Consider the following 13,478-nt stretch of genomic DNA (forward strand, 5'->3'; position numbering starts at 1 on the left):
GAATGCCTATGGTTTTGACCGTCACCGATCTCGCCTGTGCCCGTGGGCCCGCGCAAGTCCTTGCGGGCGTGTCCTTTTCCCTGACGCGGGGCGAGGCGCTGATCCTGCGTGGCCGCAATGGCGCGGGCAAGACCACCCTGCTGCGCACCTTGGCCGGGCTGACCCCGCCGATCGCGGGCACGATCGATCACGCCGAGGGCGCCATCGCCTACGCCGCCCACGCCGACGGGTTGAAGGCGCAACTGAGCGTGGCCGAGAATCTGGCGTTCTGGGCCAGCATCTTCGGGACCGACACCATCGCCCCCGCCATCGACGCCTTCGCCCTTGCCCCCCTTGCCGACCGCCCGGCGGGCGAGCTTTCGGCCGGCCAGAAGCGCCGCCTGTCCCTGGCCCGGCTGTTGGTGACAGGTCGCCCGGTCTGGGCGCTGGATGAGCCGACGGTGTCGCTTGATACCGAGAACACCGCCCGCTTCGCGGCGGCGGTGGAGGCCCATCTGCGCGGCGGCGGGGCCGCCATCATCGCCACGCATATCGACCTGGGCCTGCCCACGGCACGTACCCTCGACATATCGCCCTTCATCGCCAAGGGCCTGCCTGCCGGTGATCCCTTCGCGGACGACCCGTTCCTGGGGGCATCCCTATGATCGGGCTGCTGAAACGGGACCTTGCGTTGGCCCTGCGCGCGGGCGGGGGCTTTGGCCTCAGCCTCGCGTTCTTCCTGATCTTCACCGCTCTTGTCCCCTTCGGCATCGGGCCAGAGTCGGGCCGCCTGGCCGAAATCGCGGCGGGGCTCTTGTGGCTTGGCGCGCTGCTGGCGTGCCTCCTGTCGCTGGACCGGATCTTTCAGCTCGATTGGGAAGACGGCACGCTGGATCTGATCGCCACATCGCCGCTGCCGTTGGAAGCCGCAAGCGCCCTGAAGGCGCTGGCCCACTGGCTGACAACCGGGCTGCCGCTGGTCGCCGCCGCGCCGATCCTGGGGTTGCTGTTGAACTTGCCAGCGGCGGGGTTCCCCTGGCTGATCGCGTCGCTTGCCCTGGGCACGCCCGCCCTGTCGGCCATCGGCACCTTCGGGGCCGCGCTGACGGTCGGGATCAAGCGCGGCGGGCTGCTTTTGTCGCTGCTGGTGCTGCCGCTTTACGTCCCGACCCTGATCTTCGGCGCCCTCACCGCGACCCGAGGTGCCCAGGGCCTCGATGCCGCGACACCCCTGATCCTGACGGCCGGGATCACCCTGGGGGCCTGCGCCATTTTGCCCTTTGCAGCCGCCAGCGCGCTCCGCGTCAATCTGCGCTGAATTGAACCACATCGTCGCATTGTGACGGGCAGATCGCACGCCTATGTTCGCGCCCATGTCTTCTGTCTGGGAATACGCGAACCCGCGTCGGTTCATGGCAACGTCGGGTGCGCTGCTCCCCTGGGTGTCCGGGCTGGCAGCGCTTGTCCTTGTTGGCGGCCTCGTTTGGGGGTTCTTCTTCACGCCCAATGACTTCCGCCAGGGGTCTACCGTCAAGATCATCTACATCCATGTGCCCGCCGCGATCATGGCGACTTCGGCCTGGTTCATGATGCTGGTGACGTCGCTGATCTGGGTGATCCGACGCCACCACGTCAGCGCGTTGGCCGCCAAGGCCGCCGCGCCGATCGGCATGGTGTTCACGTTGATCGGCCTGTTCACCGGGGCGGTCTGGGGTCAACCGATGTGGGGCACCTGGTGGGAATGGGATCCGCGCCTGACCTCCTTCCTGATCCTGTTCCTCTTCTACCTGGGCTACATGGCCTTGTGGGAAGCGGTGGAAAACCCAGACGCGGCGGCAGACCTGACCTCGGTCCTGTGCCTTGTCGGCACGGTCTTCGCCGTGATTTCGCGCTATGCGATCCTGTTCTGGAACCAGGGCCTGCACCAGGGCGCATCGCTAAGCATGGACGCCGAAGAAAACGTCGCCGACGTCTTCGCCTATCCGTTATGGACCTGCATCGGCGGATTTTTCCTTCTGTTTCTGGCCCTTGTGCTCTACCGCACCCGGACCGAGATCAAGGCTCGCCGCCTCAAGGCGTTGATCGCGCAGGAACAGATGGCGTGATGGTGGATCTTGGACAATATGCGGTGCCGATTCTGTCGGCCTATGCCGGAACAATTGTGTGCCTTGTGGCGCTGGTCATTGCGTCGGTGGTTCGTGCGCGGCGAATCGCGAAGCGCTTGGCCGACGTCGAGGCGCGCAGAAAATCCGGAGCGACATCATGAAGTGGCTGATGGTCATACCGCTGGTCATCACCGCCGGTCTGTTTGCCATGATGGGGTTGCAATTGGCCAACAACCGCGATGCCCAGAACACGGGCGTCGACACGCAATCCCTGCCCTCGGCGCAGCAGGGTCACCCGGCCCCGCCGCTCAACCTGGAGGTGCTGCCGGGCACGCCGCTTCTTACCCGTGACGCGTTGGAGGGCGAGGGTCTGGTGATCCTCAACTTCTTCGCCTCCTGGTGTCCGCCGTGCCGGGCCGAACATCCGACGCTGACGGCCTTGGCCGAGGCGGGCGTTCCGCTTTACGGGGTGAATTATCGCGATCGCGAGGTTCAGGCCCTGTCGTTTCTGGACGAACTCGGGAACCCCTATGATCTGATCGGCACCGATGCCGAGGCCCGCAATGGCCGCGACTGGGGTGTCGTCGCCATGCCTGAGACGTTCTTCATTGACGGCGATGGGGTGATCGTTCTGCATTTCCGTGGGCCAATCGTGCGGCGATCCCTGGATAACCAGATCCGCCCGATCCTGGCCGAGGCCGGATACACCTTGCCTGATCTTCGCCCCCTGGGTGTCGCCGAAACGAACTAGCGCGCCGCGCCGCCTGGCAAACATGTCCGCCGCAGGCCGGGGCCGGCTGTGCGGTCCTGCCCCTGCGCGCGCTCCAACGCCCTTGCTCTCACAACGATGCGCGCCCAAAGCCTGACGGTGCCAGAGTAACGGTGTCGGCGCGGCTACCAGGCCGACGCCTAGCCCCGGCCCCATCATCCAGCCCCGACGTCCGGCCCAAATGTCCGGGCCCGACGTCCGCCTTAGTAGATGTAGCGAATTTGATCCGACCAGAACCGCTCGATCCGTTTGAGCGAATGGTTCAGGCGGTCCACGCCGTCGGCGCTCAGCACGCCCTGCTTCTCCAGCCCTTCGGAGTGGCGCTCGAACAGCCCATCGACAGTGTCACGCACATGGCGGCCCTTCTCGGTCAAGCGCACCCGGACCGAGCGGCGGTCGATCTCGCATTTCTGGTGGTGCATGTAGCCCATATCGACCAGCTTCTTAAGATTGTAGCTGACGTTGGAGCCTTGGTAATAGCCGCGAGACTTCAATTCCCCGGCCGTCACCTCATTGTCGCCGATGTTGAACAACAACAGCGCCTGGACGGCGTTGATGTCCAGCACCCCCAGCCGTTCGAATTCATCCTTGATCACATCTAGAAGCAGCCGATGCAGGCGCTCCACCATGGCAAGGGATTCCAGATAGCCCACCAGGAACCCGGACTGGGTCGGTGAGGCAAGGGGCGCATGCATACTCATGATTTCAGGCTCCGCAATCAATGCTTTCGCCGTAGATTCGGGGAAAAACACGAACATTCCGTTAAGCCACAAAAGGTCTTTGGAAATGAGAGGCTTAGCCGCCCTCAGGCACCCCGCCCCAGGGTCGGGCGCATGTCTGCGCCGATCCGTTCGATCATCTCGGCCAGCTCTGAAGGCGCCTCCGCCTGGCCCGAAACCCATTGATAAAGGTCGTGATCGGACTCCGCCATCACGCCCTCGAACGCGTCCAGCGTCGCATCATCGGCATCCCCCAGGTTCCGGTCCGCCCATCCGCCAAGGATCAGGTCCATTTCCTTGATCCCCCGGTGCCACGCCCGCAGCCGCAGCCGCTTCAGCCGGATCTCGCGCGTCTCGCTCATGGGTTGCCCAACGCCGCGCGCAGGCGCTTCTCGATGCGGCCCATCCGCTCGGCCAGGGACACCTGCTCCTGGCGCATCTGGCGCAGGTCGATCAGGATCTTCTCCACATCCGCATCAACAGGATCGGTCAACTCGGGGCTATCGAGGCCTTCGCCCTGCCCCGCCAGCAACCACATCATCGATACGCCCAGAATGCCCGCCAACGTCCCCAGCTTGTTGGCACGCGGCTCGGATTGGTCATTCTCCCACCCTCGGATCGTCTTGACCTTCACGCCCAGACGTTTGGCCAACTCGGGCTGGGTCAGCCCGGCCGCTTCCCGCGCGCCGGTGACCCGATCCCCGAAGGTCGTCGTCTCCGCATCGAACCAGGTGGCCCCTTCAAGTGACGTGTCGTCCATGGGAATCTCCTTCTAGAGGTTGATCGCGCAAGGTGGCCGCTCTATGCAACCCATACACGCAATATAGCCCGGATCCTGCGGGCTCCATCCCCAAAGGACGCGACACGATGCCCTTCCTTTCCGACACGCTCGCCCGGGTGAAACCCTCCCCCACCATCGCCGTCTCCAACCTCGCCGCCGAGTTGAAGGCGCAGGGCAAGGACGTGATCGGCCTGGGCGCCGGTGAGCCCGATTTCGACACGCCCCAGAACATCAAGGACGCCGCCGTCGCGGCGATCAACGCGGGCAAGACGAAATACACGGCCGTGGATGGCATTGCCGAATTGAAACAAGCCATTGTTGCCAAACTCAAGCGGGACAATGATCTGGACTACACGACCGCGCAGGTCACCGTCGGCACCGGCGGCAAGCAGATCCTCTATAACGCGCTGATGGCCACCCTGAACCCGGGGGATGAGGTCATCATCCCCGCGCCCTACTGGGTCTCCTACCCCGATATGGTGCTGCTGGCGGGTGGTGAGCCCGTGTTTGTCGAAGGCCCCTCCCAGACCGGCTACAAGATCACCGCAGACCAGTTGGACGCCGCAATCACGCCAAAAACCAAGTGGCTCATCTTCAACTCCCCCTCCAACCCCACCGGCGCGGGCTACACGGCGGCGGAGCTGAAGGCCCTCACCGATGTCCTCCTCAAGCACCCCCACGTCTGGGTGATGACCGACGACATGTACGAACACCTCGTCTATGACGATTTCGAATTCGCCACCCCCGCCCAGGTGGAGCCGCAATTGATGGACCGCACGCTCACCTGCAACGGCGTCTCCAAGGCCTATGCGATGACCGGCTGGCGCATCGGCTACGCCGCCGGGCCGGAAGATCTGATCAAGGCCATGCGCAAGGTCCAGTCGCAATCCACGTCCAACCCCTGCTCCATCTCCCAATGGGCGGCGGTGGAGGCCTTGAACGGCCCGCAGGATTTCCTCGCCCCTAATAATGAGACCTTCAAGCGCCGCCGCGATCTGGTCGTCTCGATGCTTAATGAGGCCGAGGGAATCGACTGCCCCACCCCCGAAGGCGCCTTCTACGTCTACCCCTCGATCCATGGCTGCATCGGCAAGACGTCGGCCGCAGGCACGAAGATCGACACCGACGAGACCTTCGCCAAGGCGCTGCTAGAGGAATCCGGCGTCGCCGTCGTCTTCGGCGGTGCCTTCGGCCTCTCCCCCGCCTTCCGCGTGTCCTACGCGACGTCCGACGAGAACCTGAAGGAAGCCTGCACCCGCATCCAGGACTTCTGCGCGGCGTTGACGTAAGGGCCAGCGCCCCGCCCCGCTGATGTGGGGTGGGGCGCGGGTTTCGGCCCTTAGCTGCTATTCGTTGCATGCTCTTTCGCCGCAGCGCAGCTTCCCCAAAACGGACATTCGTCCGTTGCGCAGCATTCGGACCCAATTTGGGGCGGCACTGCGGACAAGGCCGGTGTTTCGCCTCATGGTTGCAATTATTTCTAGAATTGCGGCATTCGAGTATCCGGTCCGTCTCAGTGGCCCAGATAGGCCGATGCTATTCCGAATGCTCCGACTGCGATCAGGCTCAGCGCCCAGACGATGTCGAGGTTAAACCACGTGCGCGACAGGAATTTCAGACCCAACCAGCGGTAGATGATCACGGCGATAGCGCCGCCTGCCACCGTCATTGAAAACGTATGGACGGCAGCGACGGCGAAGGCCGTGAGGACATTGCTGGACATCAACGCCTGTGCCGCCAAATGCCCAGTCTCTTCCGCCCCTATGCCGCAAATGCCGAGGTAGATAGGGACAAGCATCAAGCCCGCTCCGTGGGCTGTGGCGGCAAGGAACGACCAGAGCGCCAGACGGGCCGGGTGAACGCGCGCTAGGATTTTTGGGTGACGGCGGTTGATCAGCAAGTAGACGCCCATGGCGATCACCACGACGCCCGCGCCGATGCGAATTTGCGCCTCCCACGCCACCAAGACGATCATGAGCGAGAACGGCAGCAGGATGCCGATCATCGCGAGGAAATGGCCGAACGCCAGCATCGCCAGCGCCTTTGGCATGGCGCTCGGCTTACGCTCCATCAGGGCCGCCGACACCGCAAGGGGCCAGCCCATTCCGGGGTTCAATCCATGGTACAGGCCCGAAAAAATGACGGCCCCCCAAAGGGCCGCCATAGTGTTCAGATCACCGAACATTCAGACGCCAGCCTTCAAACGGACGGGTAGCAGAAGCTATCGGTTGAACAATCACCGCCCTCCAACCGGATCTGGTGCGATCGCAAGCCCTTGGGGAAGTCGATGTAGAAGCCCTTGTTCAACGTAAGGCCCCCGTTCTCGCCGACATCCGCCATGACCATCTGCCCACCCTCATCATCGGGGTAGAACTGATCGTCCCATGTGGAATAGAGCGAGTTGGTCCAATAGACGCGTTTGCCATCGCGGCTGATCTCTACCATCTGCGGGCCGTAGGCGAAGGGCTTGCCGTTGGGGTGTGCCGCCCCCTTGGCGATGCCGCCGACTTCGACCTTACCGACGAGCTTTGGGTTGAACGGGTCGGAGACGTCATATTGATGCATCTCCCCCAAGCCCCAACACGCGACGTAGAGGTATTTGTCATCAAGGCTGAGGTCGATGTCTGTGACCAGCGGTGGCACCGCGCCGAAACCCTTCAGAAGCGGCGGCAGATTGTCGGCGTCCTCTGGCCGCGGATCAATGGTGATAACCTTCTTGGCCTGCCACACGCCGTCGTCATCGCGCCACCACGTGAAGATCGCGCCTTGCAGGTTGGTGGTATCGACCACGACACCACAGAAGCCATAGGACTTGGTGGGATCATGAGCGGGCCGGATTTCCAGCGCCATCTGGTAGTTCTCGCCCAGATCGATGGTCTGAATGTTCTTGCGCGCCCGCAGGTCCCAGAAATGGATCGAGTGGCCGTATTTGTTGGATAGAAGATCCTCTGGCACCACGCCGTTCTCAAACTGAGGCGGCAGGCCCCATTCGGACGACACCATGTAGTCCTGCGGCAGATTCCACCAGAAATCGTAGTGCTTGTCCTGCGCGCCACGGTCCATCTCATAGCGGCCGATGATTTCGAACGTCTCGCAATCCATGATGAAGATGCCAGGGGGGCCATCGGTCCCGTCCTTGCCACCGCCGCCGAGGGTGCTCACGTAGATGCCTTCGGGCCCGCAGTGGATCGTGTGGGGGCGCGAATAGCCGGTCTTGGCAAACAGCTCTTCCGGCTCAATCGTCTTGTGGATATGCGCCTTCAGGGGGTCTTTCACGTCAATGATATAGATGCGTGAGGATCGGATGCCCGGCACGATCAGGTAGCGGCGCTCAAGAAACGCATGTCCCGTCAGCGGCGACAAGGACGAGGAACAGGCGTTCCAGCCAAAGTGATGAAATTCGTCGCCCTTGTTGGGCACAATCACCTGATGAACGATTTCCCCGTAGGTTTCGGATTTCGGGTTCAGGTCGATCACGGCGATGCCATCGGATTGTGAGCCATCGGGGCTCAGCATCACTGTGAAGGCGTAGTTCTCCACCGGGGCTTGCATGGCAAGCTTTGGGGATGCGTGAAATGTTGGATCAGGTCGTAGGTTCATAGTGGTCCTCCCATTTGCGAAAAGACCCGCTTTGGCGGGGTAGGTTTTTTGGGCCAAAGGGCCGAAATAGCGGGGTCTCCTCCCCCCGGTCTTCATACTTGCCTAACCGTCACGTAGCGCCACTTTTCTGGCCGCCGCAGATGAAGCCTGCTCCTTCAGCTTAAAGACAAACGCCAGAAAACCAGCGTCCCTCAGATCACTATGCGCAAAAAAAAGAGTCTGGCAATCAATTGTCTGACATTTGAGTATGCTTTTGCTTTTCGCATCGCTTGGACGGCAGGTTCATAGGATCACGACCAGTCTTGATACGCCTATTCAAACCCGTCGGAGTGATGTCGCGCCGTGGAGCGGTTCGGGTTGTGTGTAGATCAGACGCGCGCAGATTGGGGACGAAGCGGGATTTGGCTGCAGTGCCGCGCCCATAGGCAGTCTTGGAAACACTTCGAATGCGTTAACGGCCCACACCTGCCATTGATCGACCGCCTCGATACCGCATTGCAGCTTCCGCAAAGCGGCCATACGCCGCAAACGGAGCAATGGCGACCCGCGGATGTCAGCTAAGACGGACGAAACGGCCATTGCCCGCCTAAGGACAAAGGTCCGCTTTGGGAAGACGCACCCAGAGAAAGCCGATCAGAAGCGCAAGTAGGACAGCCAAAGTTGTGAGGACCGATTTAACAAGTGTGGCTGTGCTGGCGGCATATACCAGTGGAATTGAGACCTCTGGCCAACTCCAGATCATCGCCGCGATTCCAATGTTTTCGACATAATCGAACACGGCACAGCCAACCGAAAGAATTATGCCCGGGCGAACAAGCTTGCTGCCGGGCATACGTCGCCCAAGCCAGATGAACGTGGCGATCAAAGTCAGCGCGAGCATGGCCGGGTAAAGCGTATCCAGAGTGATCTGGTAACGGAGGTAATAAGCGCGCCCTTCCGCCCCCAAGGCTTCAAGAAGCGTCGCGGCGTCTGTGGGATCATAGCCAAGCGGACGCATATCGAATGGCACCTGTCCCGAGACAGCTTCGATGTGGACAAGCGTGACGCTGATCATCAGCACGTAGATGACTGTCGCTATCACCCCGCAGCCCAGGGCGGCAAATCCGATGTACCTTGAAAGACCTGTGTGAATCATTTTGGGACCTCCTTGATCTGTTCCAAGTTGCCCTTGGGTGAAGCCACGCGCATTATCATTTGATAAGGCATGCCAAGATGGATCTACGGAAATTTCTCGCACAGTCACCTGACCTGTCTGAAACAGGTCTTGCAGACGGTTTTGCCTCCCATTGGAGAGGTCAGCGTTTGAACAAGGGCGCGCGTCTTGCCAACCAGGAACACCCCGCCTCAGATGAGGTCATTCTTCTGGAGGGGTGCCTGGCCAGCAGCATTTGTGACCAGGACGGCAAGGAAGTGTGCGTTGGGCTCCATGTCGGTCCCTGCGTTGTGACGCCGAATATCGCGCGAACGCGGGATGGCGTGTCCCTTGTGTCGATCCAGGCCACCAAAGAGGCCTCGCTTTGTTGGATCGATACGCATCGGCTTACAAATCTGATGATTGAATCTGGACCCATCCGAAACTGGGCAAATGGCATTCTACAAGACACGTTGAGTGAAAAGGCAGAGCGCGAATGGTGTCTCGCCGCACTTGGCGGAGCAGAGCGGCTGACCTGGTTCCGCCAAGCCTTCCCCGGCTATGAAGACATCTTCACTCATGCGTTGATCGCATCCTTTTTGGGGATCACGCCCGTCACGATGAGCCGTCTACGCAGCAGGTAGAGAGCAAAGAGAAGCGGACATTTATGCAGTTTGCAGCATCCCTCTTTGCTGCTGTTCGCTGTAGCCGTGGCGAAGGTCTGGCAATGGGCCGTCGGCGGCTGTGAATAAATCGGCTGAACCGGGGGTGCAGCAGAGCGAAGAACGGCTTCTTCGCCCCCAAGGCAGACTTGCCCTGAACTTCAGATTTGGTCGTTAAATGGGAAGTCTGCATCGTTAAACAGACAGTATTTCTTGGGCGATGTCTGACCCAATAGCCCTCATTGGCCAAGTTGGGCCGCAACTTCGATGTGCGTTGCACATGGGCGCTTGGTGATGGCGGTACGGTCCATAGTGGCGCTCTCGACCATTCAAAGCCAACTCAAGCTACGTGGACTGTTTTCATCCAGGTGACGGCTGCGTAACTTGGTTTGCAATCAATTCCAGGCAAGATTGGGACCAACGATGTCCGCTCCTTTGATACTTCAACTCCTCATCGGATCTTATTTGTTGAGCGTGGTAGCATTCATTATTTCCGAGAACCGCACCCCTAAATCGACCTTCGCTTGGATGCTTGTCTTCGCCTTGCTGCCTTTGGTCGGCTTGGGCATCTACCTGTTTCTCGGACGCGGTCACAAAGCGTTTGTGCGCAAGTTCAAGATAACGGAACAAGGTGTGCCCAACGAGATGGCGGTTTTGTTTGCGCGTATCCAGACCGAACACAACGACTCTTTGGCAAGCTTCAAAAAGACCAACCCAACGGCCTTGCGGATTGCAAAACTGCTCCATTCCAATAGCAATTCGATGGTCACCACGAGCAACAAGCTGGCCGTGTTGCAGAATGCCGACCTCGCCTATCCCGCGATGGTTGCCGCGATGGAACAGGCCAATCACTCCATTCATCTGCATTATTACAGCTGGAACGCTGACAGCTTCGGCGACCGAGTGTTGAACCTATTGACGAAAAAGGTAGCCCAGGGAGTTGAGGTTCGTATTCTTTACGATCCTATTGGCAGCTTTACCTTGTTGAGCCGTCGGTATCTGCGGCAAGCCCGTGCCGCAGGTATCCAAATCATGCCCTTTTCGTCGCTCTGGCGTATCCACACTATTTCTTACCGCAACCACCGTAAAATTGCTGTTATCGATGGCGCCGTAGGGTTCACCGGGGGGCTGAACATCGGTGATGAACATATAGCCCCGCCCGCCGGATTTGATCGCTGGCGAGATACGCACATCCAAGTCGAGGGCAGCGCTGTCTGGGCCTTGCAGAGCATTTTCCTGGTAGATTGGATGAATGCCACAGACGAAGAGTTAGACCCGACGCCATATTTTTCCGATCATTCGGATAAAACCAATGACGCATTCATGCCGGTGCAAATCTGCTTGTCGGGTCCAGACAGCGAATATGAAGCGATCCGTCAGCTTTATTTTGAGATGATCACAACCGCAGAACATCAGGTTCTGATCCAGTCGCCGTTTTTGATCCTTGATGAGACGATTAGTGAGGCGCTGAAAATGAAGGCGCTGTCAGGTGTGGATGTGCAGGTGATGATCTCGTCGTCTGGACCCGGGCAATTCTTGCCCTATTGGGCCGCGAACACCTTCGCCGCCGAAATTGCCCAAGCCGGTGTGGATGTGCAGATGTATGAGGCGGGGTATCTACACGCCAAAACAATCTGTGTTGACGGCAAGATATGCTCGATCGGATCAGCCAATTGGGACATCAGATCATTCAGCATCAATTACGAGCTGACAGCGGTGATTTATGACGAAGCGGTATCGGCAAAGCTGGTCTCTGCGTTCTTGGAAGACTTGAACGGTTGCATGCCTTTTGATGTGGATGCCTACGCCGCCAGACCGCGATTGTTGCGGTTCAAAGACAGTATGGCACGATTGGCGTCTCCCCTGCTTTAGGTCCAGTGAAAGGTCGCCTTGATCGGAAGGTGATCTGAAGCGACGCGCGTCAACGGCGTATCGACCACCATTGGATCCGACACGGCCAGGCCGTCGCAATGGAACATGCGATCAAACCGAAGGCAGGGCCACCGTGTCGGAAAGGTCGCCCCATGCACAACCTCGTTCAATACCGAACTCAAGCCACGCAGGCTGGGGGGGCGGGGACCAGCGGCGTTGAAGTCCCCGAGTATGACGGTGGGCGTGTGGCTGATTTCAGCAGCCAACAGTGTTGCCTGTCGCGCCCGCTGATGAGGGAGCAAACCCAAATGGCCGTGGATCAACTGTAGAGAACGACCATGCAAATCCAGATCCGAGACAACCGCGCCACGCGGGTCCGATCCCTGAAGCGGAACGGCTTTTACGCTCTGGATGGCCGCATCCGGTCTCAACAAAAGAACGTTGCCGTGCCATCCAAGGCCCTCAACATCCGGGGCCACGTCGACGGCGCGAAGACCAGTAATTGATTGCAACTCATCCGCGTCAAAAATCGGGCGGCGTCCGCCAAACCGAAAATCGGCTTCTTGTAGCACGACAACATCGGCGCTCAGGTTCGCGATCACATCCAGAATGCGTCGCGGATTGCGGCGACCGTCACGGCCAATTGCCTTGCGGATATTGTAGCTGGCGATAGCGATTTTTCCAGGTGCGCTCATGAGCAAAAGATAGGGTTCAAGGGGCGAAAAATAACCCTACCTTGTCGCGATCTTGGTGAAAGCCGGTTCGGCAACTATTGGCTTCTGTCCATCACGGGATTTCCCGGAGGGCGCGCGAATGGGTGTGTCCTGACACCGTGACAAACCAGCGTGATGGCGCGTTCCCAGCGCCAGAACTTCAGATTGCTGCGTTGACGATCAACGTCCGCTTGAGGGAAGCCGCATAGCGGCATCGACGATCGTGATGTAGGTCCGCTGAGGGGCTTGATGAGCGCCTCCAAGAGCACGAATGCGCCCGATGCCGCAGGGTGGAGAAAGGCAGGTTCGAGCCCAGACCTACCAAGGCCTTACGACGCGGCGAAAGCCTGCTTTGAACCTGTTTAGTGTTTCGCAGCTATTTGGTTTTTTGTACCGTGAGCAGCATGGTCGACCTCAACACACTCCTTTTGTTCGTTCCCATCGCACTGGCGCTGAATCTCACGCCGGGAGCAGACATGCTTTTCTGTTTGGGCCAAGGCGCTAATTCGGGACCGAGAGCAGGAATCGCAGCGTCGTTTGGGATCGCGACTGGCTCATTCATTCATGCCCTCGCCGGTGGTCTCGGTCTCGCTGCTTTGATTGCTGCCAATCCGATTGCATTCGAGGTGATCCGATGGGCCGGAGTGGGCTATCTTCTATACCTCACGTTCAAGGCGTTTACCCATCCAATCAGTGCGTTGAGGCCGAAGAACGTGGATCGTTCGAAGAGCTGGCAAGCCTGGAAGGATGGTGTTCTGGTGTGCCTTCTGAACCCAAAGGTCGCGATTTTCATGTTGGCCTTGGTTCCGCAGTTTGTTGATCCGGATCGTGGGTCGGTCCTCGTCCAGTTTCTCATTTTGGGGACGGTTTTGAACATCGGTGGCACCGTCATAAACGCATTCATCGGTGCGTTTGCGGGCGGGATCGGTGGCTTTCTCGCCCGGAACAAGTCAGCCGCCCGTGTGCTTCAGTACCTGACGGGGTTCGTGTTCGTCGGTCTAGCCGCAAAGCTGGCCTTCGATAGGCGCGCTTAAACTAAAAGCAGCCATTTATTGCCAGAGACTAATGGCAGCAACGTCCGCAAAGCAGACCTCCATGCGCAGCGCAGCGGACGTCCGCATCCCGCCCAAGGTGACAAACACCAGG

At 59.8% G+C, this 13,478-nt stretch carries 16 protein-coding genes; 9 read left to right on the top strand and 7 right to left on the bottom strand.

Going from position 1 to position 13,478, the window contains the following annotated elements; all coding sequences use genetic code 11:
• Positions 1-8: 8 nt before the first annotated feature.
• The 5 genes from ccmA to KUL25_RS06985 are packed head-to-tail and all read left to right on the top strand — an operon-like array spanning position 9 to position 2,835.
• A complete protein-coding gene (gene ccmA / locus KUL25_RS06965) occupies positions 9-644 on the top strand; it encodes a heme ABC exporter ATP-binding protein CcmA (protein WP_257892282.1) in 636 nt (211 codons plus the stop codon).
• Positions 641-1,297: a heme exporter protein CcmB gene (ccmB, locus tag KUL25_RS06970; protein WP_068358778.1), complete on the top strand. Its 657-nt coding sequence runs from the start codon at positions 641-643 to the stop codon at positions 1,295-1,297. Before ccmA ends, ccmB begins: the two co-directional genes overlap by 4 nt.
• Before the next feature lie 55 nt (positions 1,298-1,352).
• Entirely contained in the window at positions 1,353-2,084 is a 732-nt protein-coding gene (ccmC, locus tag KUL25_RS06975; protein WP_257892283.1) for a heme ABC transporter permease CcmC, read from the top strand.
• Positions 2,084-2,245 carry a heme exporter protein CcmD gene (gene ccmD / locus KUL25_RS06980; protein WP_282563252.1) on the top strand — a complete coding sequence of 54 codons (162 nt, stop codon included), beginning with the start codon at positions 2,084-2,086 and terminating at the stop codon, positions 2,243-2,245. Before ccmC ends, ccmD begins: the two co-directional genes overlap by 1 nt.
• Positions 2,242-2,835: a DsbE family thiol:disulfide interchange protein gene (locus KUL25_RS06985; RefSeq protein WP_257892285.1), complete on the top strand. Its 594-nt coding sequence runs from the start codon at positions 2,242-2,244 to the stop codon at positions 2,833-2,835. Before ccmD ends, KUL25_RS06985 begins: the two co-directional genes overlap by 4 nt.
• Before the next feature lie 221 nt (positions 2,836-3,056).
• Here KUL25_RS06985 and KUL25_RS06990 read toward each other — a convergent pair whose 3' ends face one another.
• The 3 genes from KUL25_RS06990 to KUL25_RS07000 form a co-directional block, all read right to left on the bottom strand.
• Positions 3,057-3,554, bottom strand: a complete 498-nt coding sequence (locus KUL25_RS06990; RefSeq protein ID WP_068358825.1) for a MarR family winged helix-turn-helix transcriptional regulator — start codon at positions 3,552-3,554, stop codon at positions 3,057-3,059.
• 104 nt (positions 3,555-3,658) lie between these two features.
• Complete coding sequence (locus KUL25_RS06995; RefSeq protein ID WP_257892286.1) at positions 3,659-3,934, bottom strand: succinate dehydrogenase assembly factor 2; 276 nt, start codon at positions 3,932-3,934, stop codon at positions 3,659-3,661.
• Positions 3,931-4,332 carry a helix-turn-helix domain-containing protein gene (locus KUL25_RS07000; protein WP_068358791.1) on the bottom strand — a complete coding sequence of 134 codons (402 nt, stop codon included), beginning with the start codon at positions 4,330-4,332 and terminating at the stop codon, positions 3,931-3,933. The genes KUL25_RS06995 and KUL25_RS07000 overlap by 4 nt, the downstream gene beginning before the upstream one ends.
• Before the next feature lie 107 nt (positions 4,333-4,439).
• Here KUL25_RS07000 and KUL25_RS07005 point away from each other — a divergent pair, with 107 nt between their 5' ends.
• Positions 4,440-5,642, top strand: coding sequence for a pyridoxal phosphate-dependent aminotransferase (locus tag KUL25_RS07005; RefSeq protein WP_257892287.1), 1,203 nt, complete (start codon positions 4,440-4,442; stop codon positions 5,640-5,642).
• 224 nt (positions 5,643-5,866) lie between these two features.
• On the opposite strand, the gene KUL25_RS07010 is transcribed toward KUL25_RS07005, so the two are convergent.
• The 3 genes from KUL25_RS07010 to KUL25_RS07020 form a co-directional block, all read right to left on the bottom strand.
• Entirely contained in the window at positions 5,867-6,538 is a 672-nt protein-coding gene (locus KUL25_RS07010) for a hypothetical protein (protein WP_257892288.1), read from the bottom strand.
• Positions 6,539-6,552: 14 nt separating this feature from the next.
• A complete protein-coding gene (locus KUL25_RS07015; protein WP_257892289.1) occupies positions 6,553-7,953 on the bottom strand; it encodes a selenium-binding family protein in 1,401 nt (466 codons plus the stop codon).
• Positions 7,954-8,539: 586 nt separating this feature from the next.
• Positions 8,540-9,088 carry a hypothetical protein gene (locus KUL25_RS07020; protein ID WP_257892290.1) on the bottom strand — a complete coding sequence of 183 codons (549 nt, stop codon included), beginning with the start codon at positions 9,086-9,088 and terminating at the stop codon, positions 8,540-8,542.
• A 167-nt stretch (positions 9,089-9,255) separates the two neighbouring features.
• Between KUL25_RS07020 and KUL25_RS07025 the strand changes: the two genes are divergently transcribed.
• Complete coding sequence (locus tag KUL25_RS07025; protein WP_257892291.1) at positions 9,256-9,729, top strand: Crp/Fnr family transcriptional regulator; 474 nt, start codon at positions 9,256-9,258, stop codon at positions 9,727-9,729.
• 441 nt (positions 9,730-10,170) lie between these two features.
• Complete coding sequence (cls, locus tag KUL25_RS07030) at positions 10,171-11,619, top strand: cardiolipin synthase (protein ID WP_257892292.1); 1,449 nt, start codon at positions 10,171-10,173, stop codon at positions 11,617-11,619.
• On the opposite strand, the gene KUL25_RS07035 is transcribed toward cls, so the two are convergent.
• Positions 11,616-12,314: an endonuclease/exonuclease/phosphatase family protein gene (locus KUL25_RS07035; RefSeq protein WP_257892293.1), complete on the bottom strand. Its 699-nt coding sequence runs from the start codon at positions 12,312-12,314 to the stop codon at positions 11,616-11,618. The two genes, cls and KUL25_RS07035, sit on opposite strands and share 4 nt — an antisense overlap.
• A gap of 422 nt (positions 12,315-12,736) precedes the next feature.
• Between KUL25_RS07035 and KUL25_RS07040 the strand changes: the two genes are divergently transcribed.
• Positions 12,737-13,366 carry a LysE family translocator gene (locus tag KUL25_RS07040; RefSeq protein WP_257892294.1) on the top strand — a complete coding sequence of 210 codons (630 nt, stop codon included), beginning with the start codon at positions 12,737-12,739 and terminating at the stop codon, positions 13,364-13,366.
• Positions 13,367-13,478: the final 112 nt, after the last annotated feature.

Source organism: Gymnodinialimonas phycosphaerae (assembly GCF_019195455.1).
Taxonomy (GTDB): Bacteria; Pseudomonadota; Alphaproteobacteria; order Rhodobacterales; family Rhodobacteraceae; genus Gymnodinialimonas; species Gymnodinialimonas phycosphaerae.